The 14,203-nt window shown below is 65.5% G+C and carries 14 protein-coding genes and 2 pseudogenes; 9 read left to right on the forward strand and 7 right to left on the reverse strand.

Annotated features, from left to right (window positions below; genetic code table 11):
• Positions 1-150: 150 nt before the first annotated feature.
• On the reverse strand, positions 151-393 hold the full coding sequence (locus tag VFH65_RS30475; protein ID WP_353327036.1) for a hypothetical protein: 243 nt from the start codon (positions 391-393) through the stop codon (positions 151-153).
• A gap of 172 nt (positions 394-565) precedes the next feature.
• Here VFH65_RS30475 and VFH65_RS30480 point away from each other — a divergent pair, with 172 nt between their 5' ends.
• Positions 566-1,210, forward strand: coding sequence for a response regulator transcription factor (locus tag VFH65_RS30480; protein ID WP_414688546.1), 645 nt, complete (start codon positions 566-568; stop codon positions 1,208-1,210).
• 58 nt (positions 1,211-1,268) lie between these two features.
• Entirely contained in the window at positions 1,269-2,408 is a 1,140-nt protein-coding gene (locus VFH65_RS30485) for a sensor histidine kinase (RefSeq protein ID WP_353327062.1), read from the forward strand.
• Here the strand turns inward: VFH65_RS30485 and VFH65_RS30490 are convergent.
• From VFH65_RS30490 to VFH65_RS30500, 3 genes are read right to left on the reverse strand one after another with little or no spacing between them, the layout of a single operon-like run.
• Positions 2,398-3,537 carry an acyl-CoA dehydrogenase family protein gene (locus VFH65_RS30490; protein WP_353327040.1) on the reverse strand — a complete coding sequence of 380 codons (1,140 nt, stop codon included), beginning with the start codon at positions 3,535-3,537 and terminating at the stop codon, positions 2,398-2,400. The genes VFH65_RS30485 and VFH65_RS30490 overlap by 11 nt on opposite strands.
• Positions 3,538-3,546: 9 nt before the next feature.
• Positions 3,547-4,986, reverse strand: coding sequence for a Re/Si-specific NAD(P)(+) transhydrogenase subunit beta (pntB, locus tag VFH65_RS30495; protein WP_353327042.1), 1,440 nt, complete (start codon positions 4,984-4,986; stop codon positions 3,547-3,549).
• A gap of 3 nt (positions 4,987-4,989) precedes the next feature.
• Positions 4,990-6,519 carry a Re/Si-specific NAD(P)(+) transhydrogenase subunit alpha gene (locus tag VFH65_RS30500; RefSeq protein WP_353327044.1) on the reverse strand — a complete coding sequence of 510 codons (1,530 nt, stop codon included), beginning with the start codon at positions 6,517-6,519 and terminating at the stop codon, positions 4,990-4,992.
• Between the two features lie 209 nt (positions 6,520-6,728).
• Between VFH65_RS30500 and VFH65_RS30505 the strand changes: the two genes are divergently transcribed.
• A complete protein-coding gene (locus VFH65_RS30505; protein WP_353327046.1) occupies positions 6,729-7,187 on the forward strand; it encodes a hypothetical protein in 459 nt (152 codons plus the stop codon).
• 122 nt (positions 7,188-7,309) lie between these two features.
• Positions 7,310-7,597 (forward strand): annotated as a pseudogene (locus tag VFH65_RS30510) (ABC transporter ATP-binding protein); the annotation flags it as partial.
• A 12-nt stretch (positions 7,598-7,609) separates the two neighbouring features.
• Here VFH65_RS30510 and VFH65_RS30515 read toward each other — a convergent pair.
• A pseudogene (locus VFH65_RS30515) lies at positions 7,610-7,720 on the reverse strand (CAP domain-containing protein); the annotation flags it as partial.
• Positions 7,721-7,858: 138 nt separating this feature from the next.
• Between VFH65_RS30515 and VFH65_RS30520 the strand changes: the two are divergent.
• Positions 7,859-8,545, forward strand: coding sequence for a TetR/AcrR family transcriptional regulator (locus VFH65_RS30520; protein WP_353327048.1), 687 nt, complete (start codon positions 7,859-7,861; stop codon positions 8,543-8,545).
• A 1-nt stretch (position 8,546) separates the two neighbouring features.
• Here VFH65_RS30520 and VFH65_RS30525 read toward each other — a convergent pair whose 3' ends face one another.
• Positions 8,547-9,365, reverse strand: a complete 819-nt coding sequence (locus tag VFH65_RS30525) for a class I SAM-dependent methyltransferase (protein WP_414688547.1) — start codon at positions 9,363-9,365, stop codon at positions 8,547-8,549.
• A 2-nt stretch (positions 9,366-9,367) separates the two neighbouring features.
• Positions 9,368-9,838: a GbsR/MarR family transcriptional regulator gene (locus VFH65_RS30530; RefSeq protein ID WP_353327052.1), complete on the reverse strand. Its 471-nt coding sequence runs from the start codon at positions 9,836-9,838 to the stop codon at positions 9,368-9,370.
• A 137-nt stretch (positions 9,839-9,975) separates the two neighbouring features.
• Here VFH65_RS30530 and VFH65_RS30535 point away from each other — a divergent pair, with 137 nt between their 5' ends.
• From VFH65_RS30535 to VFH65_RS30550, 4 genes are all read left to right on the forward strand, one after another.
• On the forward strand, positions 9,976-11,772 hold the full coding sequence (locus VFH65_RS30535; protein WP_353327054.1) for an acyl-CoA dehydrogenase: 1,797 nt from the start codon (positions 9,976-9,978) through the stop codon (positions 11,770-11,772).
• A gap of 231 nt (positions 11,773-12,003) precedes the next feature.
• On the forward strand, positions 12,004-13,017 hold the full coding sequence (locus VFH65_RS30540; protein WP_353327056.1) for a Bug family tripartite tricarboxylate transporter substrate binding protein: 1,014 nt from the start codon (positions 12,004-12,006) through the stop codon (positions 13,015-13,017).
• A 4-nt stretch (positions 13,018-13,021) separates the two neighbouring features.
• Positions 13,022-13,549: a tripartite tricarboxylate transporter TctB family protein gene (locus VFH65_RS30545; protein WP_353327058.1), complete on the forward strand. Its 528-nt coding sequence runs from the start codon at positions 13,022-13,024 to the stop codon at positions 13,547-13,549.
• A 14-nt stretch (positions 13,550-13,563) separates the two neighbouring features.
• On the forward strand, positions 13,564-14,203 hold a 640-nt coding region (locus VFH65_RS30550; RefSeq protein ID WP_353327060.1), incomplete at its 3' end, for a tripartite tricarboxylate transporter permease.

Genomic DNA, 14,203 nt, shown 5'->3' on the forward strand with positions numbered 1-14,203 from the left:
GTTGAAACAACTATCGCTGGTAGCCGCCGCTTTGTATGTCGGGTGATCGGCCGGTGAACCGGTGGAATTGCGTGTCCCCCGATCGGGGGAAGGGCGCAACCAAAGAGGCCCTCCCCGGGGTCGACGGGGAGGGCCTCTGGTCTGGGGTTATCAGGGGGTGTAGCCGGGCTCGAGGGTGTTCAGGTGCCACATCCCGTGGTGCCAGTGGTGGCCCGGCACCGCGTTGGGGGCGGGGTGGGCGTGCACGGTCGGTGTCGCCACGATGCTGGGCGACGGCGCGCTGTAGGTGGCTGCGTTGGCCGCGCCTGCCAGGCCGAGGGCGGCCCCGCCGATGATTCCGGCGGCGACTGCAGGCAGTGCGATGTAGCGGGCGAAGCGAATATTGCTGTTCATCTGAATTCTCCTGTGTGAGTTGTGGTTTCGTTCCTTGTGCCGGTGTTTTCCGGCGATGACATAAGAATGCCGTCCTCGGCGCGCCTTGTATGTCGGGCAATCGGAGGTCGATCGGGAGGAATCGCGTGTCCCCCAATCGGGGGAACATGGGCCGTTGCTGTGCAAGGCTGGCGTGGTGAGCAGCCCGAAGGTGCGTGTGGTGGTCGGTGATGACCATCCGCTGTTTCGCGACGGCGTCGTGCGGGCACTGACGTCAAGTGACGCCATCGAGGTGGTGGCCGAAGCCGACGACGGGCTGAGCGCGCTCGAGGCGATCAGGACGCATTCTCCGCAGGTGGCACTGCTCGACTACCGGATGCCCGGCATGGACGGCGCGCAGGTCGCGGCCGCCGTGTTGCGCGACGAGCTGCCGACGCGCGTGTTGCTGGTCTCGGCGCACGACGAGTCCGCGATCGTCTACAAGGCGCTACAGGACGGTGCGGCCGGATTCCTTTCGAAGGAGTCGACGCGAAGCGAGCTGGTCAACGCCGTACTGGACTGCGCGAAGGGCCGCGATGTGGTGGCGCCTGGTCTGGCTGCCGGGCTGGCTGGCGAGATCCGCAGGCGGGCCGAGCCCGAGGGCCCGACGCTGAGTCCGCGTGAGCGCGAGGTCCTGAAGATGATCGCGGCAGGCAGTAGCATTCCCACGATGGCCAAGGAGCTGTTCCTGGCGCCGTCGACGGTCAAGACCCACGTGCAGCGGCTCTACGAGAAGCTCGGCGTCAGTGATCGCGGCGCCGCCGTCGCCGAGGCGATGCGCCGCAAGCTCGTCGAATAGCGTGACTCGTCCGATCACTGAGTACTTCGCGGCCGAACCGGTGCGCGTCACCGCATTCATGCGCCTGCCGCTGATCGGTCTGATCGGCCTGCTGGTGTGGATCTGGGAAGTCGACCATTGGTTGCCCGGTGTCTATGCGGTGGTGCTCGGGCTCTACGCGGTCGCAGCGACGGTGTGGGTGATCGTGGTGCTGCGCGGTCCGGTGCCACGCTGGGCGGACTGGGCGTCGACCGCCGTCGACGTGTTGGTGATGGTGGTGTTGTGCTTGGTCTCCGGCGGTGCGACGGCGGCGCTGCTGCCGGTGTTCTTCCTGCTGCCGATCTCGGTGGCATTCCAGGACCTTCCGATATTGACGGCGATCCTCGGAATCAGTGCCGCCACTGGCTATTTGGCGGTGTGGATCGTCTACTCCAAACGAGACGACTCAGTAGGTCTGCCGGACATCGTGTACACGCACTTCGGGTTCCTGCTGTGGGCGGCTGTTGCCACTACCGCGTTATGTCTTGTGCTTGCGCGCAGGCGCGCACGTGTCACGGCCCTGCAGAACGTACGACGGCAATTGGTTTCCGAAGCGATGCAGGCCGACGAACGTCACAACCGGGAAGTGGCCGAGCACCTGCACGACGGTCCGCTGCAGACTCTGCTCGCGGCCCGGCTCGACCTCGACGAGGTGCGCGAACGGACCTCCGACCCGGCGCTGGAGAATGTGCACACTGCGCTGCAGGAGACGGCCGCCGCGCTGCGCTTGACGGTGACGCAGTTGCATCCTCAGGTGCTCGCCCAGCTGGGCTTGACGCCGGCCGTCCGGGAATTGTTGCGGCAGTTCGAAAGTCGCGGCGATTACGTCGTCGAGGCGGAGCTCGAGGATGTCGGAAAGCCGGAATCGCAGCAGCTGCTGTACCGGGCGGCGCGGGAGCTGCTGGCCAACGTCCACAAACACGCAAGCGCGACCACCGTACGGGTAGGGCTTTCACGCAAAGGCGACCGCATCGTCCTCACGATCGCCGACGACGGAACGGGTTTCGACCCCGCCATCGTGGAGCGCTATGTCGCCGACGGCCATATCGGGCTTGGCTCGCTGCTGGCACGCTTCGACGCGATGGGCGGCTCGATGGAGATCAGCTCCGAGGTGGGCTACGGAACGCAGGTGACCGTCACGTCACCCCCCGAGCCTCCCCTGCTCGCGCCTAAACGGTGAGCCCCCGCGAGATGACAAGCCGCTGAATCTGGTTGGTGCCCTCGAAGATCTGCGTGATCTTGGCTTCACGCATGTAGCGCTCGACGCGGAAGTCGCGGGTATAGCCGACGCCGCCGAGCACCTGAACCGCGTCGGTGGTGACCTTCATCGCGGCGTCGGTGGCCACCAGCTTGGCGATGCTGGCCTGCTGTGAATACGGGCGTCCGGCGTCGCGGCGGCGCGCCGCATCCAGATACGTCGCCCGCGCGCTGGCCACCGCGGCGGCCATATCGGCCAGCAGGAAACCAAGACCTTGATGGTCAATGATCTTGCGGCCGAAGGTCGTTCGCTCGTTCGCGTACTTCACGGCCTCATCGAGCGCGGCCTGCGCCAGCCCGACCGCGACCGCGGCGATACCGAGGCGGCCGGAATCCAAGGCGGAGAACGCGATCTGCAGGCCCTGGCCCTCCTCGCCGATCAAGCGGTCGGCCTCGATTTGGGCATGGTCGTAGAACGCCGCCGTCGTCGGTACGGCGTGCAGGCCCATCTTCTCCTCAGGCTTGCCGAAGCTCAGCCCCGGCAGATTGCCAGGCACCAAGAAGCAGGAAATACCCCGCGAGCCTTCACCGGTCCGCGCAAACAACGTGTAGAAGTCGGCCCGCCCGCCGTGGGTGATCCACGATTTGGAGCCGTTGAGGACATAACCCTCGTCGGCCCTCGACGCCTTGCATTGCAGCGCCGCCGCGTCGGAACCCGCTTGCGGCTCGGAAAGGCTGTACGCGCCGATCTGCTCACCGCTCAGCATGCCGGGCAGCCACCGCTGCTTCTGGTCCTCGGTGCCGAAGGCCAGCAGCGGATGCGACGACAGGCTGTGCACGCTCACCGCCACCGCCACCGCGGCCCAGCGCGCGGCGATCTCCTCGAGCACCTGCAGGTACACCTCGTAGGGCTGGCCGCCGCCACCCCACTCTTCGGGTTGCGGCAGGCTGAGCAGTCCGGCGGCGCCCAATTGCGCGAACACGCCCTCCGGATAGCTCTCCGCCTTCTCGTGCGCGTCGACGATCGGGTCGAGCACCTTGTCGCAGATGTCGCGAGTCAGCGCGATCAGGTCAACGACGTCGTCGGAGGGCAGTAGGCGGTCCACTGGCATATGCGGGCGTCAGACCTTTTCGGGCACCGAGAGCGCCGAGTTGATCGCGTCGACCCGGTCTTTGGCGTCACCGAACAGCATCTGGGTGTTCTGCCGGAAGAACAGCGGGTTCTGCACGCCGGCATAGCCAGAAGCCATGGACCGCTTGAACACGATGACATTGTTGGCGTTCCAGACCGTGAGCACCGGCATGCCTGCAATCGGGCTGCTCGGGTCCTCTGAGGCCGCCGGATTGACGGTGTCGTTGGCGCCGATGACGAGCACGACGTCGGTGTCGTCGAAGTCGTCGTTGATCTCGTCCATCTCCAGCACGATGTCGTAGGGCACCTTGGCCTCGGCGAGCAGCACGTTCATGTGGCCGGGCAGGCGTCCCGCGACGGGGTGGATGCCGAACCGGACGTTGACGCCGCGGTCGCGCAGCTTGCGAGTGAGGTCGGCGACGCCGTATTGGGCTTGGGCGACGGCCATGCCGTACCCCGGCGTGATGATCACCGAACTGGCAGACTCGAGCAGTTCTGCGGCGCCCTCGGCGCTGATCTCGCGATGCTCGCCGTAATCCTTGTCGTCAGCGGGCCCGGCCTCGATCCCGAAGCCGCCGGCGATCACTGATATGAACGACCGGTTCATCGCCTTGCACATGATGTAGGACAGGTAGGCACCCGAGGACCCGACCAGCGCGCCGGTGATGATCAGCAGATCGTTGCCGAGCAGGAAGCCCGACGCCGCCGCGGCCCAGCCGGAGTAGCTGTTGAGCATCGACACCACGACGGGCATGTCGCCGCCGCCGATCGACGCGACCAGATGCCAGCCGAGTAGCAGCGCAAGCACCGTGACGACCACCAGCAGCCACAGCTGCGGGTCGATCACGAACCACACCGTGAGCGCGAAGAAAACCACCAGCGCGCCGACGTTGAGGATGTTCTTGCCGGGCAGCATCATCGGCGCGGACTTGATGCGGGCCGAGAGCTTGAGGTTGGCGACGATCGAACCGGTGAACGTCACCGCGCCGATGAAGACCCCGATGACGACCTCGGCCGAGTGGATGCCGAGCATGCCTTCGCCGGCGAGCTGCAGGGCTTCGGCGCCCGCGGCGTCGCCCTCGACATGCAGGTAGCCGTTCCAGCCGACCAGCACGGCGGCGAGGCCGACGAACGAGTGCAGCAGCGCGATCAGCTCGGGCATGCCGGTCATCTCGACGACCTTGGCGCGCCACAGACCGATCGCGGCACCGATCGCCATGGCGCCGACCAGCAGCGCGAGGCCGAGGGGTTCGATGTGGCGGGCGAGCGCAAGCGCGATCGTCGCAATCAGGGCGACGGCCATGCCGGCGATACCGAAAGTATTACCGGCCCTGGATGTTTCGTGCTTGGACAGCCCGGCCAACGCGAGGATGAACAGTACGGCCGCGACGACGTACGCCGCGGTTGCGATGGTTTCCAGTCTGAACATTCTCTAGCTCCTCGTGAACATGGCCAGCATGCGGCGGGTCACGGCGAAGCCGCCGAAAACGTTGATGCTGGCCAGCAGGATCGCCAGGGTGGCCACCGCGGTGACGACGACATTGCCGTGCCCGATCTGCAACAGCGCACCGACGACGATGATCCCGGAGATCGCGTTGGTCACCGACATCAGCGGGGTGTGCAGCGCATGGTGCACATTGCCGATCACGTAGTAGCCGATCACGATGGCCAGCGCGAACACCGTCAGGTGCACCTGCAGCGCCGCCGGCGAGAGCGCGATGAGCGCGAACAGTACCGCCGCGGCTGTGAAGGTCACGCCGAGACGACGCCCGATGCTCATGGGCTTTTTGGCCGGCTTCGTCTCCGCCGGAGCCGTTGCGGCAACCGGCGCCGCGGACACCTGCACAGGTGGCGGCGGCCAGGTGATCTCGCCGTCGCGGACCACCGTCACCGAGCGCTGCACCACGTCCTCGAAGTCGAGGATGAGCTTCCCGTCTTTCTCGGGGGTCAGCAGTTTGAGCAGGTTGACCAGGTTCGTGCCGTACAGCTGGGACGCCGTCGCGGGCAGCCGCCCGGCCAGATCGGTGTAGCCGATGATCGTCACGCCGTTGTCGGTGACGATCGCCTGGTCCTTGACGGTTCCCTCGACGTTGCCGCCGTTGGCCGCGGCCATGTCGACGATCACGCTGCCCGGCTTTATAGAGGCGACCATGTCCGCGGTGATGATGCGCGGTGCCGGCTTACCGGGGATCAGCGCGGTGGTGATGATGATGTCGACGTCCTTGCACTGCTCGGCGTAGAGCTGCGCCTCGCGGGCCTTGTAGTCGTCGCCCATCTCCTTGGCATAACCGGTGGCCGAGACCTCGGCTTCGTCCGACTCGACCGAGATGTACTCACCGCCGAGGGACTTGACCTGATCGGCGACCTCGGGCCGCGGGTCGGTGGCCCGCACGATGGCGCCCATGCTGCCTGCCGCGCCGATAGCCGCCAGACCGGCCACGCCTGCGCCGACGACGAGCACCTTGGCCGGCGGAACCTTCCCCGCCGCGGTCACCTGTCCGGTGAAGAACCGGCCGAACTTGTTGGCGGCCTCGATGACGGCGCGGTAGCCCGCGATGTTCGCCATCGACGACAGCACGTCCAGTGACTGAGCCCGGGAGATTCGCGGCACAGCGTCCATGGCGAGCACGGTGATCGGCCGGGTGGCCAGCTGCTCGACGAGGTCCGGCTTGAGCGCGGGGGAAATCAGGCTGATCAGGGTGGCGCCGTCGCGCAGGGCGGCGATCTCCGCGTCGTCCGGCGCGTTCACCTTGAGCACCACGTCGGCCGTCCAGACCTGCTCGGCGGGTACGACGCCGGCACCGGCCTCGGTGAATGCCGCATCGGAGAAGCTCGAGGCGGCGCCCGCGCCGGTCTCGACCACTACCTCGTAGCCCAGCTTGACGAGTTGGCCAACCGTCTGCGGCGTCGCCGCAACCCGCGTTTCCCCAGGCAGCGACTCTCTCGGGATCCCGATGATCATCGATTTCGATCCGATCTAAGTTTCTGTCACGGTCCGGTCGGGGTACGACGGCGTCCCCGACACAGCTCGTCGTGGGACGAGTGGAATACGTAAGTGTAAGAGTCGGCCCAAATCACCCACGCGCCCCGTGGGCGGTGATCCCACGAAGCCGGTGTCTGCTTTTCGCCGAAAGTGCATCCCTTGCGAAAAACAGGCCGGAAAATGGCAGTGTGCGCACGTTCGGGAAACCCGGGCGACGACGATGGCCTTCTTACATCGTCGCTGCCCTGGCGCTGACCGTGGCGGTGCTCGGGGTCGTCGTCATCGACAGGGCTGGTACCGACGATGCCGACGCGCCGGAATCGACGATGGATGCTCGTAGTTCCCAGATTCTGCGGAAAGATCTCGACGTCGATGTGGGCCGGTTCGCACCCGCAGCCAACCCGCTGCTGGAAACAGGAAAACTGCCTGTGACACTGCGAAACAAGGGCCGCGACACCGCATCGTTTCGCCTCCACGTCGAGGCGGTGGACGCCGCAGGCAACCGTATCGCCGACGACACCGCCCAAGCCGCGAACATGTCACCTGGACAATTCGTGATCGAGGACCTGTTCATCGTGGTCCCCACCGATCGGTACGACGCGATGAGCCATGCGACCTTCCGGGTTGTCGAAGTCGACAAGTACTGACGCCTCGTAGGGCTCGGGAAAAATCTGCGTGAGCACAGACGTTCCTCAACCCTGAGGCACCCGCAAGAGACCAAGTGTCCGTCTTCGTCGATATTGCTCCCGACGCGCCGCAGGTCGGTTCGCCGGTCGCCGCGCTCGACGCGCTCACCAGGGAACGGCTGCAGGAAGACGTCCGTCAGGTCAGCGCGGAGTCCGGCCGTACGACGGTCTTCGTCACCCACAGTGCCGACGAGGCAGCGTTCCTCGGCTCGAGGATTGTGGTGTTGACTCGGCGACCGGGACAGGTGGCGCTGGATCTGCCTGTCGACTTGCCGCGCACCGGCGTGGATCCCGAAAAACTGCGCCGCTCACCCGAATACACGAAGCTGCGCGCGGAGGTGGGCCGCGCCGTCAAGGCGGCGGCCGCTTAGCGGTTCTGTGGCTTAGACCGGCGGATAGGCGGGTGGGGGATAGACGCCTCGCAGGATCCAGGCCCACCAGTTGATGCCGTACTCGAGCTCGTCGCTCGCGTCATAGTCCGGATTCGGATCCACGTCATCACCTCTCGAGTACGTCTGGTCTGGGTGGAAGTCTAGACCCGGCGCCGTGGCGGCGACAGCCTCTACATTTAAACTGGCCAACCAGTTGATTGATGCCCTGACAGGGTCCGGGCCTGCATATAGTGAGTCGCCATGCCTTCCACGTCTTCGGATGTCGCCACCAACGGGATGTCCCGTCGCGACGAACTGTTGGCCGTCGCCACCAAGCTGTTCGCCGCGCGCGGCTATCACGGCACCAGGATGGACGACGTCGCCGACGCCGTGGGCCTCAACAAGGCGACCGTCTACCACTACTACGCCAGCAAGTCGCTGATCCTCTACGACATCTACAAGGGCGCGGCCGACTTCACCGTCGATGCGGTGCACGACGACCCGACGGCGTCGGCTCGCGAGACGATCTACCACTTCACCCGCCGACTGCTGGTCGGCATCGCCGGCAACATCGAACGCGCGGCGGTGTACTTCCAGGAGGGCCCGTACATCACCGAGTGGTTCACCGAGGACCAGGTCGCCTACATCCGGCAGGCCGAGTCGCAGGTCTATGAACACATTCGCGACGTGATCGATCGCGGCATCGCCAGCGGTGAGTTCTACGACTGCGACTCGCACGTGTTGGCGCTGGGCTATATCGGGATGACTCTCGGCTCCTACCGATGGCTGCGGCCGCATGGCCGGCGCACCGCGCAGGAGATCGCCGTCGAGTTCAGCACCGCGCTGCTGCGAGGCCTGATCCGCGACGAAGCCGTGCGTGCGGATTCACCGCTCGGTGTCGACGTGGGCGCGCTGCCCGGCGAATCGGACGCCGCGCCGGCCAAATAGCTCAGAACGCGAAACGGTTGACCACGTCGTAGCGGCGGATCGGCGTCGCGTTCAGCACCCGGTACAGCCGTCGTTGCGGCGTCTCTGCGATCTTGTCGAAGCCCGCCAACGCGGAGCTCTGCTCGAGGAACCGAAGCCGCGGATTCCACGCCTCGATCTCCCGGGCATCACGGATGCCCCATTTGACGATTCCCTTGGTGAAGAGCAGCGACAGTCGCGGGCCCATCGGGGACAGCGTGTCGAACAGCAGCTCACCGCTGCCGAATCGGTCGGTCACCCGTTGAAATAACTCCCACACTTGACGCTCTGACAGGTACATGAGCAGTCCCTCGGCGACCACCAGCAGCGGCCGCCCGGTCGGGATTCGGTCGAGCCAGCCCTCCTCGGTCACTGACGAGCCGATCATGTGGTAGCCGCCGCTCTCGTCGAAGAGCTGGCGCCGCAACTCGATGACGTCCGGTTGATCCACGTCGAACCAGTCCACGTCTGCGGGCAGCTGCAGCCGGAACGCCCGGGTGTCCATCCCGCAACCGAGATGCAGCACAACGGCATTCGGATGGCGCCGCAGGAAGTCGGCGCTCCAGTCGTCGAGCGTGCGGGCGCGCAGCGCGACGAGGTACTGGTTCGCCCATGGTTGGGCGGCCTTGTGCATGCGTTCGAAGTCGTAGTCGATGCGGGCGACGGCTTCAGCAGCGGCGTGGTCGCCCAAAACAGGCTGCGGCAAACGGCTTTCACACGCCCGCAGGTACAGCGTCACCAGATTGGTCCACTTGACGGAGTTCCAGCGCACGCTGCTGAAGTCGAGTCTGCTCTGTGGCATCGTCATCGGTTCCTCCTGCTTTCCCTGTAATCGATCCATCGCTGCATGAACTCGTCGCGGTAGTACTCGGCGGAGAATTGGCAGAAGTCCCGGAAGTCCTCCAGACGCTCCCGCTGGTCCTTGCGGTCCTCGCCCACTACTGACAATCCGAAGTCGGCGGCTTCGATTCCCATCCCCATCCGGGACAGCTGCACATTGAGCACCGCGGTGAACCCGCCCGGCGTCACCCGGTAGTGGTGCTGGCGGGTGGAGCTCGGCAGCCGCTCGATCAGGCCGCCGTCCTGAAGCTGGCGGGCCACGGTGCTGACCGACGCCTTGCTGACCGACAGCGTCTCGGCGAGCGCGGTCAACGACTGCTGGTCCGGGTCGCAGATCAGCAGCCATCCGTAGACGCGGCCGAGCGTGCGGGATCCGCCCGTCATCTCGAAGAACAGGCCCATACGGTCGACGTACTCGGCCTCTTCGGGCGTCACTGCAAGACCTCCACGTAGTTCGTTCAGTACGAACTGAACGAACTATACGGCTATACGGCCTGTCCGGTCATGTCCTCCAAACTGGCCCACGCGAAGCCGGGGACGGGCTCGGCGAAGTTAGAGGCCAAGATGAACAGGTGAAGTCCACTCTGCTATCAAGGCGCGACCTCGACTTTCTTCTGTACGAGTGGCTGCGCGTCGACGAGCTGACCAAGCGGGAGCGGTTCGGCGAGCATTCCCGCGAGACGTTTGACGGCGTCCTCGACCTCTGCGAACAACTGGCCACGAAGTACTTCGCGCCGCACAACAAGAAGAGCGATGCCAACGAGCCGAGCTTCGACGGCGAGAAGGTGAACGTCATACCCGAGGTCAAGCAGGCCCTCGATGCCTTCGCGCAGGCCGACCTGATCGGTATGGGGATGGACCAGACCCTCGGCGGTGCGCAGCTGCCGATGACCGTGGCCGAAGCGGGCTTCGCCTGGTTCGCCGCGGCCAACGTCAGCACCACGGGCTACCTCATGCTGACGATCGCCAACGCCAACCTGCTCGCCAAATTCGGCACCCCCGACCAGATCGACGCGTTCCTCAAACCGATGCTGGCAGGCCGGTTTTCCGGGACGATGGCCCTGTCCGAGACGCAGGCGGGCTCGTCGCTTGCCGACATCCTCACCCGCGCCGAGCCACAGGACGACGGCACCTATCGGTTGTTCGGCTCCAAGATGTGGATCTCCGGCGCGGAGCACGAGCTCACCGACAACATCGTCAACCTGGTGCTGGCCAAGATTCCCGGCGGGCCGCCCGGCACCAAGGGCATCTCGCTGTTCATCGTGCCGAAGTTTCTCGTCGACGCCGACGGTACGGTCCGTGAGCGCAACGACGTGGTGCTGGCCGGCCTGAACCACAAGATGGGCCAGCGGGGCATCACCAACACGGTGCTCAACTTCGGCGAGGGAATGTTCACACGTGGCGGAAAGGCCGGAGCTGTCGGCTATCTCGTCGGAGAGCCGCACCGCGGCATCACGTATATGTTCCACATGATGAACGAGGCGCGCCTCGGCGTCGGGATGGCCGCCGTGTCGCTGGGCTACACCGGCTACCTCAAGTCACTGGAGTACGCGCGCGAACGACCGCAGGGCCGCCCTGTGACGGCCAAGGACCCGTCGACGCCGCAGATCCCCATCATCGAGCACGCCGATGTGAAACGAATGTTGTTGGCGCAGAAGGCTTATGTCGAGGGTGGTATGGCGTTGCTGTTGTACTGCGCCAAGCTCGTCGACCTGCAGCACAGCGCCGAGTCCGATGACGAGCGGGACGCGACGACACTGTTGCTCGACATCCTGACGCCGGTCGGCAAGAGCTGGCCGTCGCAGTGGTGCCTGGCAGCCAACGACCTGGCGATCCAAGTGCACGGCGGCTACGGCTACACCCGCGAGTACGACGTCGAACAGCATTACCGTGACAACCGGCTCAACCCCATCCACGAGGGCACCCACGGAATACAGAGCCTTGACCTGTTGGGCCGCAAGGTGACTCAACGTGACGGTGCCAGCCTCGCCGCGTTGGCCAAGGCGATGAGCCAGACGATCAACGCCGCCAAGTCCGCAGGCGGTGAGCCGACCGAGTTCGCCGCACACCTGGAAAACGCCTGGCAGCGCCTGGTCGACGTGACCATGGCCATGTTCGGCTCCGGCGACATCGACGCGGCGCTGGCCAACAGCGTGACCTACCTCGAGGCGTTCGGCCATATCGTCGTCGCCTGGATGTGGTTGGAGCAGTACCTCGCCACGCAGGGCCAGGCCGGGGACTTCTACGACGGCAAGCGCCAGGCTGCGCGCTACTTCTTCCGCTACGAATTGCCAAGGACAGCACCGCAACTCGATCTGCTCGAGAGCCTCGACCGCACCACGCTCGAGATGCGCGACGGTTGGTTCTAGCCGCGGCGCTGGGGCACCAGCCGAGGCCCAGCTCCGGCTCCCCCGTTGACGCGATCTGAGTAGCACGCGCAATCCGCCACGTCATCCATGCGGGAAAGGTATCAATCGATGCCAGATCGGAGTTGGACAGGTATTGCCGCCAGTCTTTACCTTATTGAGTGATGACGGCCACAGCGGCCGCGCTGTGTGACCCCCAGACACAGGAACCAGACACAGGAGTCGAATTCCATGATGACTTCCGCCGCACTCCATCCCCGCGTCCGCGCCGGCATCGCGGCGGCAGCCGTCGCCGGCCTCGCCCTCACCGCCTGCGGTGGCGTGGAAACCAGCACCGGAGGTGGCGGCGGCGGCGATTACCCGTCGGGCACCGTCGAGATGTACGTCGGCGCCTCGCCCGGCGGCTCTAGCGACCTGATCAGCCGCGCGGTTTCCAAAGGTCTGAGCGACAACTTGGGCGCATCGTTCCCTGTCATCAACCGCGAAGGCGCCAACGGCGCGCTGGCAGCGGCCGAGGTGGCCAAGGCCCCCAAAGATGGCTCCGTGATCGCGATCCAGAATGCGTCCCTGTTCGCGATCACGCCGCTTGCCGTAAGCCCGGATGAGGTCACCAAGATCGACGACTTCGACGTCGTCTACGGCGTCTCTCGCGACGACTACGTGCTGGTCACCAACCCCGCGAGCGGATACAAAACGCTCAAGGATCTGGAGAACGCCCAGCGCGTGGTCCGGTATGGCACCACTGGCGTCGGCACCGGCGCACAGCTGGCCGCCGCGCTGCTGTTCAAGAACACCAACGTCGAGTCGCAGGCTGTTCCGTTCGACGGTGGCGCGCCCGCGCTGGCCGCGGTCCTGGGCAACCAGATCGACGTGGCCTCCCTTCAGGTCGGCGAGGCGATCGAGAACATCCAGTCCGGCAAGCTGATTCCGCTGAGCGTCTTCGGTCCCGAGCGCATCGAGTACCTGCCCGAGGTCCCGACCGCGAAAGAGCAGGGTCTCGACGTCGAGGTCGCGCAGTACCGATTCATGACGGTTCCAAAGGACACCCCGCAGGAGATCCAGGACAAGATCGTCGAGGGCATGAAGGCGACCTTTGCGACCGAGGACTACAAGGCGTTCAACAAGCAGAACAGCCTGACGCCGATGGAGCAGCCGGGCGACGAGGTGCTTGCGCAGCTGCAATCCGACCAGAAGCGCTACGCCGATCTGGTCAAGCAGTACGGCATCAATCTGCGTGATGAAGGCTGAGCGGATGGCCGAGCACCCGCACACCCGCGACATCCTCGCTGAGATCGAGGCGGAGGTCGCCCACGAACTGGAGGAGGAACGCCCGCCAACGGGTGGACCCGCCTATCAGACGGTGGGCGCGGTGGTCGGGATCGCGATCGGCGTCGGCGGTGCGGTGCTCGCCTACGGCTACGGGCTGGGGTCCCTGCGGGAACCCGGCCCCGGCCTATGGCCATTCATCGTCAGTGTGGTGATCGCGACGCTGTCGGTGCTGCTGCTCGTCGTCGGCCGCGGGCTCACCGATAGCGAGGCGTTCACCAGGAGCAGCGCGCTGCCGGTGATCGGTGTCGTCACGTTCGTCGCGTTCGGTCTGCTGTTGCCGTTGACCGGCTTCGAGATTCCAGCGCTCGCGCTCTGCGTGATCTGGCTGCGCTTCCTCGGCGGCGAGAGCTGGCGCAACACCATCGTGATCAGCGTGCTGACCACGGCGGCCTTCTACTTCCTGTTCCTCTACGGCCTGCGGATCCCGCTGCCCCACCTCATCGCCTTCTAAAGCTATTCAGAGCCATGGACATTAACGGATTTCTCAACGGGTTCGCAGTCGTCGTCGAGCCTCACAATCTGCTCTACTGCCTGATCGGTGTGCTGATCGGCATGGTCATCGGCGTGCTGCCAGGACTTGGGCCTGCGGCCACCATCGCGATTCTGCTGCCGATCACCTACACCATCGACCCGGTGTCGGCGATCATCATGCTCGCCGGCATCTACTACGGCGCCCAGTACGGCGGCACCATCACGTCAGTACTCCTACGCCTTCCCGGTGAAGCGTCGTCGGTGGTCACCGTCTTCGACGGCTTCGCCCTGGCCAAACAGGGCAAGGCAGGCACAGCACTTGGCATAGCGGCGATCGGTTCCTTTGTCGGCGCGACCATTTCGATCATCGGACTGACCCTGCTGGCCCCGGTGGTGGCGAGCATCGCCCTTGACTTCGGCCCTCCGGAGTACGCGGCCCTTGCGTTGTTGGGCGTCTTGCTCGTCGCCACGATCGGCAGCGGCAACAAGCTCAAGGCGCTGATCGCCGGGTGCGTCGGTCTGCTGCTGGCCACGGTGGGGCGTGACAGCTTCAGCGGCGCTTCACGTTTCACCTTCGACAGCCTTCAGCTGGCCGACGGCATCGACTTCGTCGTCGTGGCAATGGGTTTGTTCG

Origin of the sequence: Mycobacterium sp., from assembly GCF_035697385.1 — a bacterium.
Taxonomy (GTDB): Bacteria; Actinomycetota; Actinomycetes; order Mycobacteriales; family Mycobacteriaceae; genus Mycobacterium.

Coding starts and splice junctions, on each gene's coding strand:
- VFH65_RS30475 (WP_353327036.1), bottom strand. CDS start 393: ATGAACAGCAATATTCGCTTCGCCCGCTACATCGCACTGCCTGCAGTC.
- VFH65_RS30485 (WP_353327062.1), top strand. CDS start 1,269: ATGCGCCTGCCGCTGATCGGTCTGATCGGCCTGCTGGTGTGGATCTGG.
- VFH65_RS30490 (WP_353327040.1), bottom strand. CDS start 3,537: ATGCCAGTGGACCGCCTACTGCCCTCCGACGACGTCGTTGACCTGATC.
- pntB (WP_353327042.1), bottom strand. CDS start 4,986: ATGTTCAGACTGGAAACCATCGCAACCGCGGCGTACGTCGTCGCGGCC.
- VFH65_RS30500 (WP_353327044.1), bottom strand. CDS start 6,519: ATGATCATCGGGATCCCGAGAGAGTCGCTGCCTGGGGAAACGCGGGTT.
- VFH65_RS30520 (WP_353327048.1), top strand. CDS start 7,859: ATGCCTTCCACGTCTTCGGATGTCGCCACCAACGGGATGTCCCGTCGC.
- VFH65_RS30525 (WP_414688547.1), bottom strand. CDS start 9,365: ATGCCACAGAGCAGACTCGACTTCAGCAGCGTGCGCTGGAACTCCGTC.
- VFH65_RS30540 (WP_353327056.1), top strand. CDS start 12,004: ATGACTTCCGCCGCACTCCATCCCCGCGTCCGCGCCGGCATCGCGGCG.
- VFH65_RS30545 (WP_353327058.1), top strand. CDS start 13,022: ATGGCCGAGCACCCGCACACCCGCGACATCCTCGCTGAGATCGAGGCG.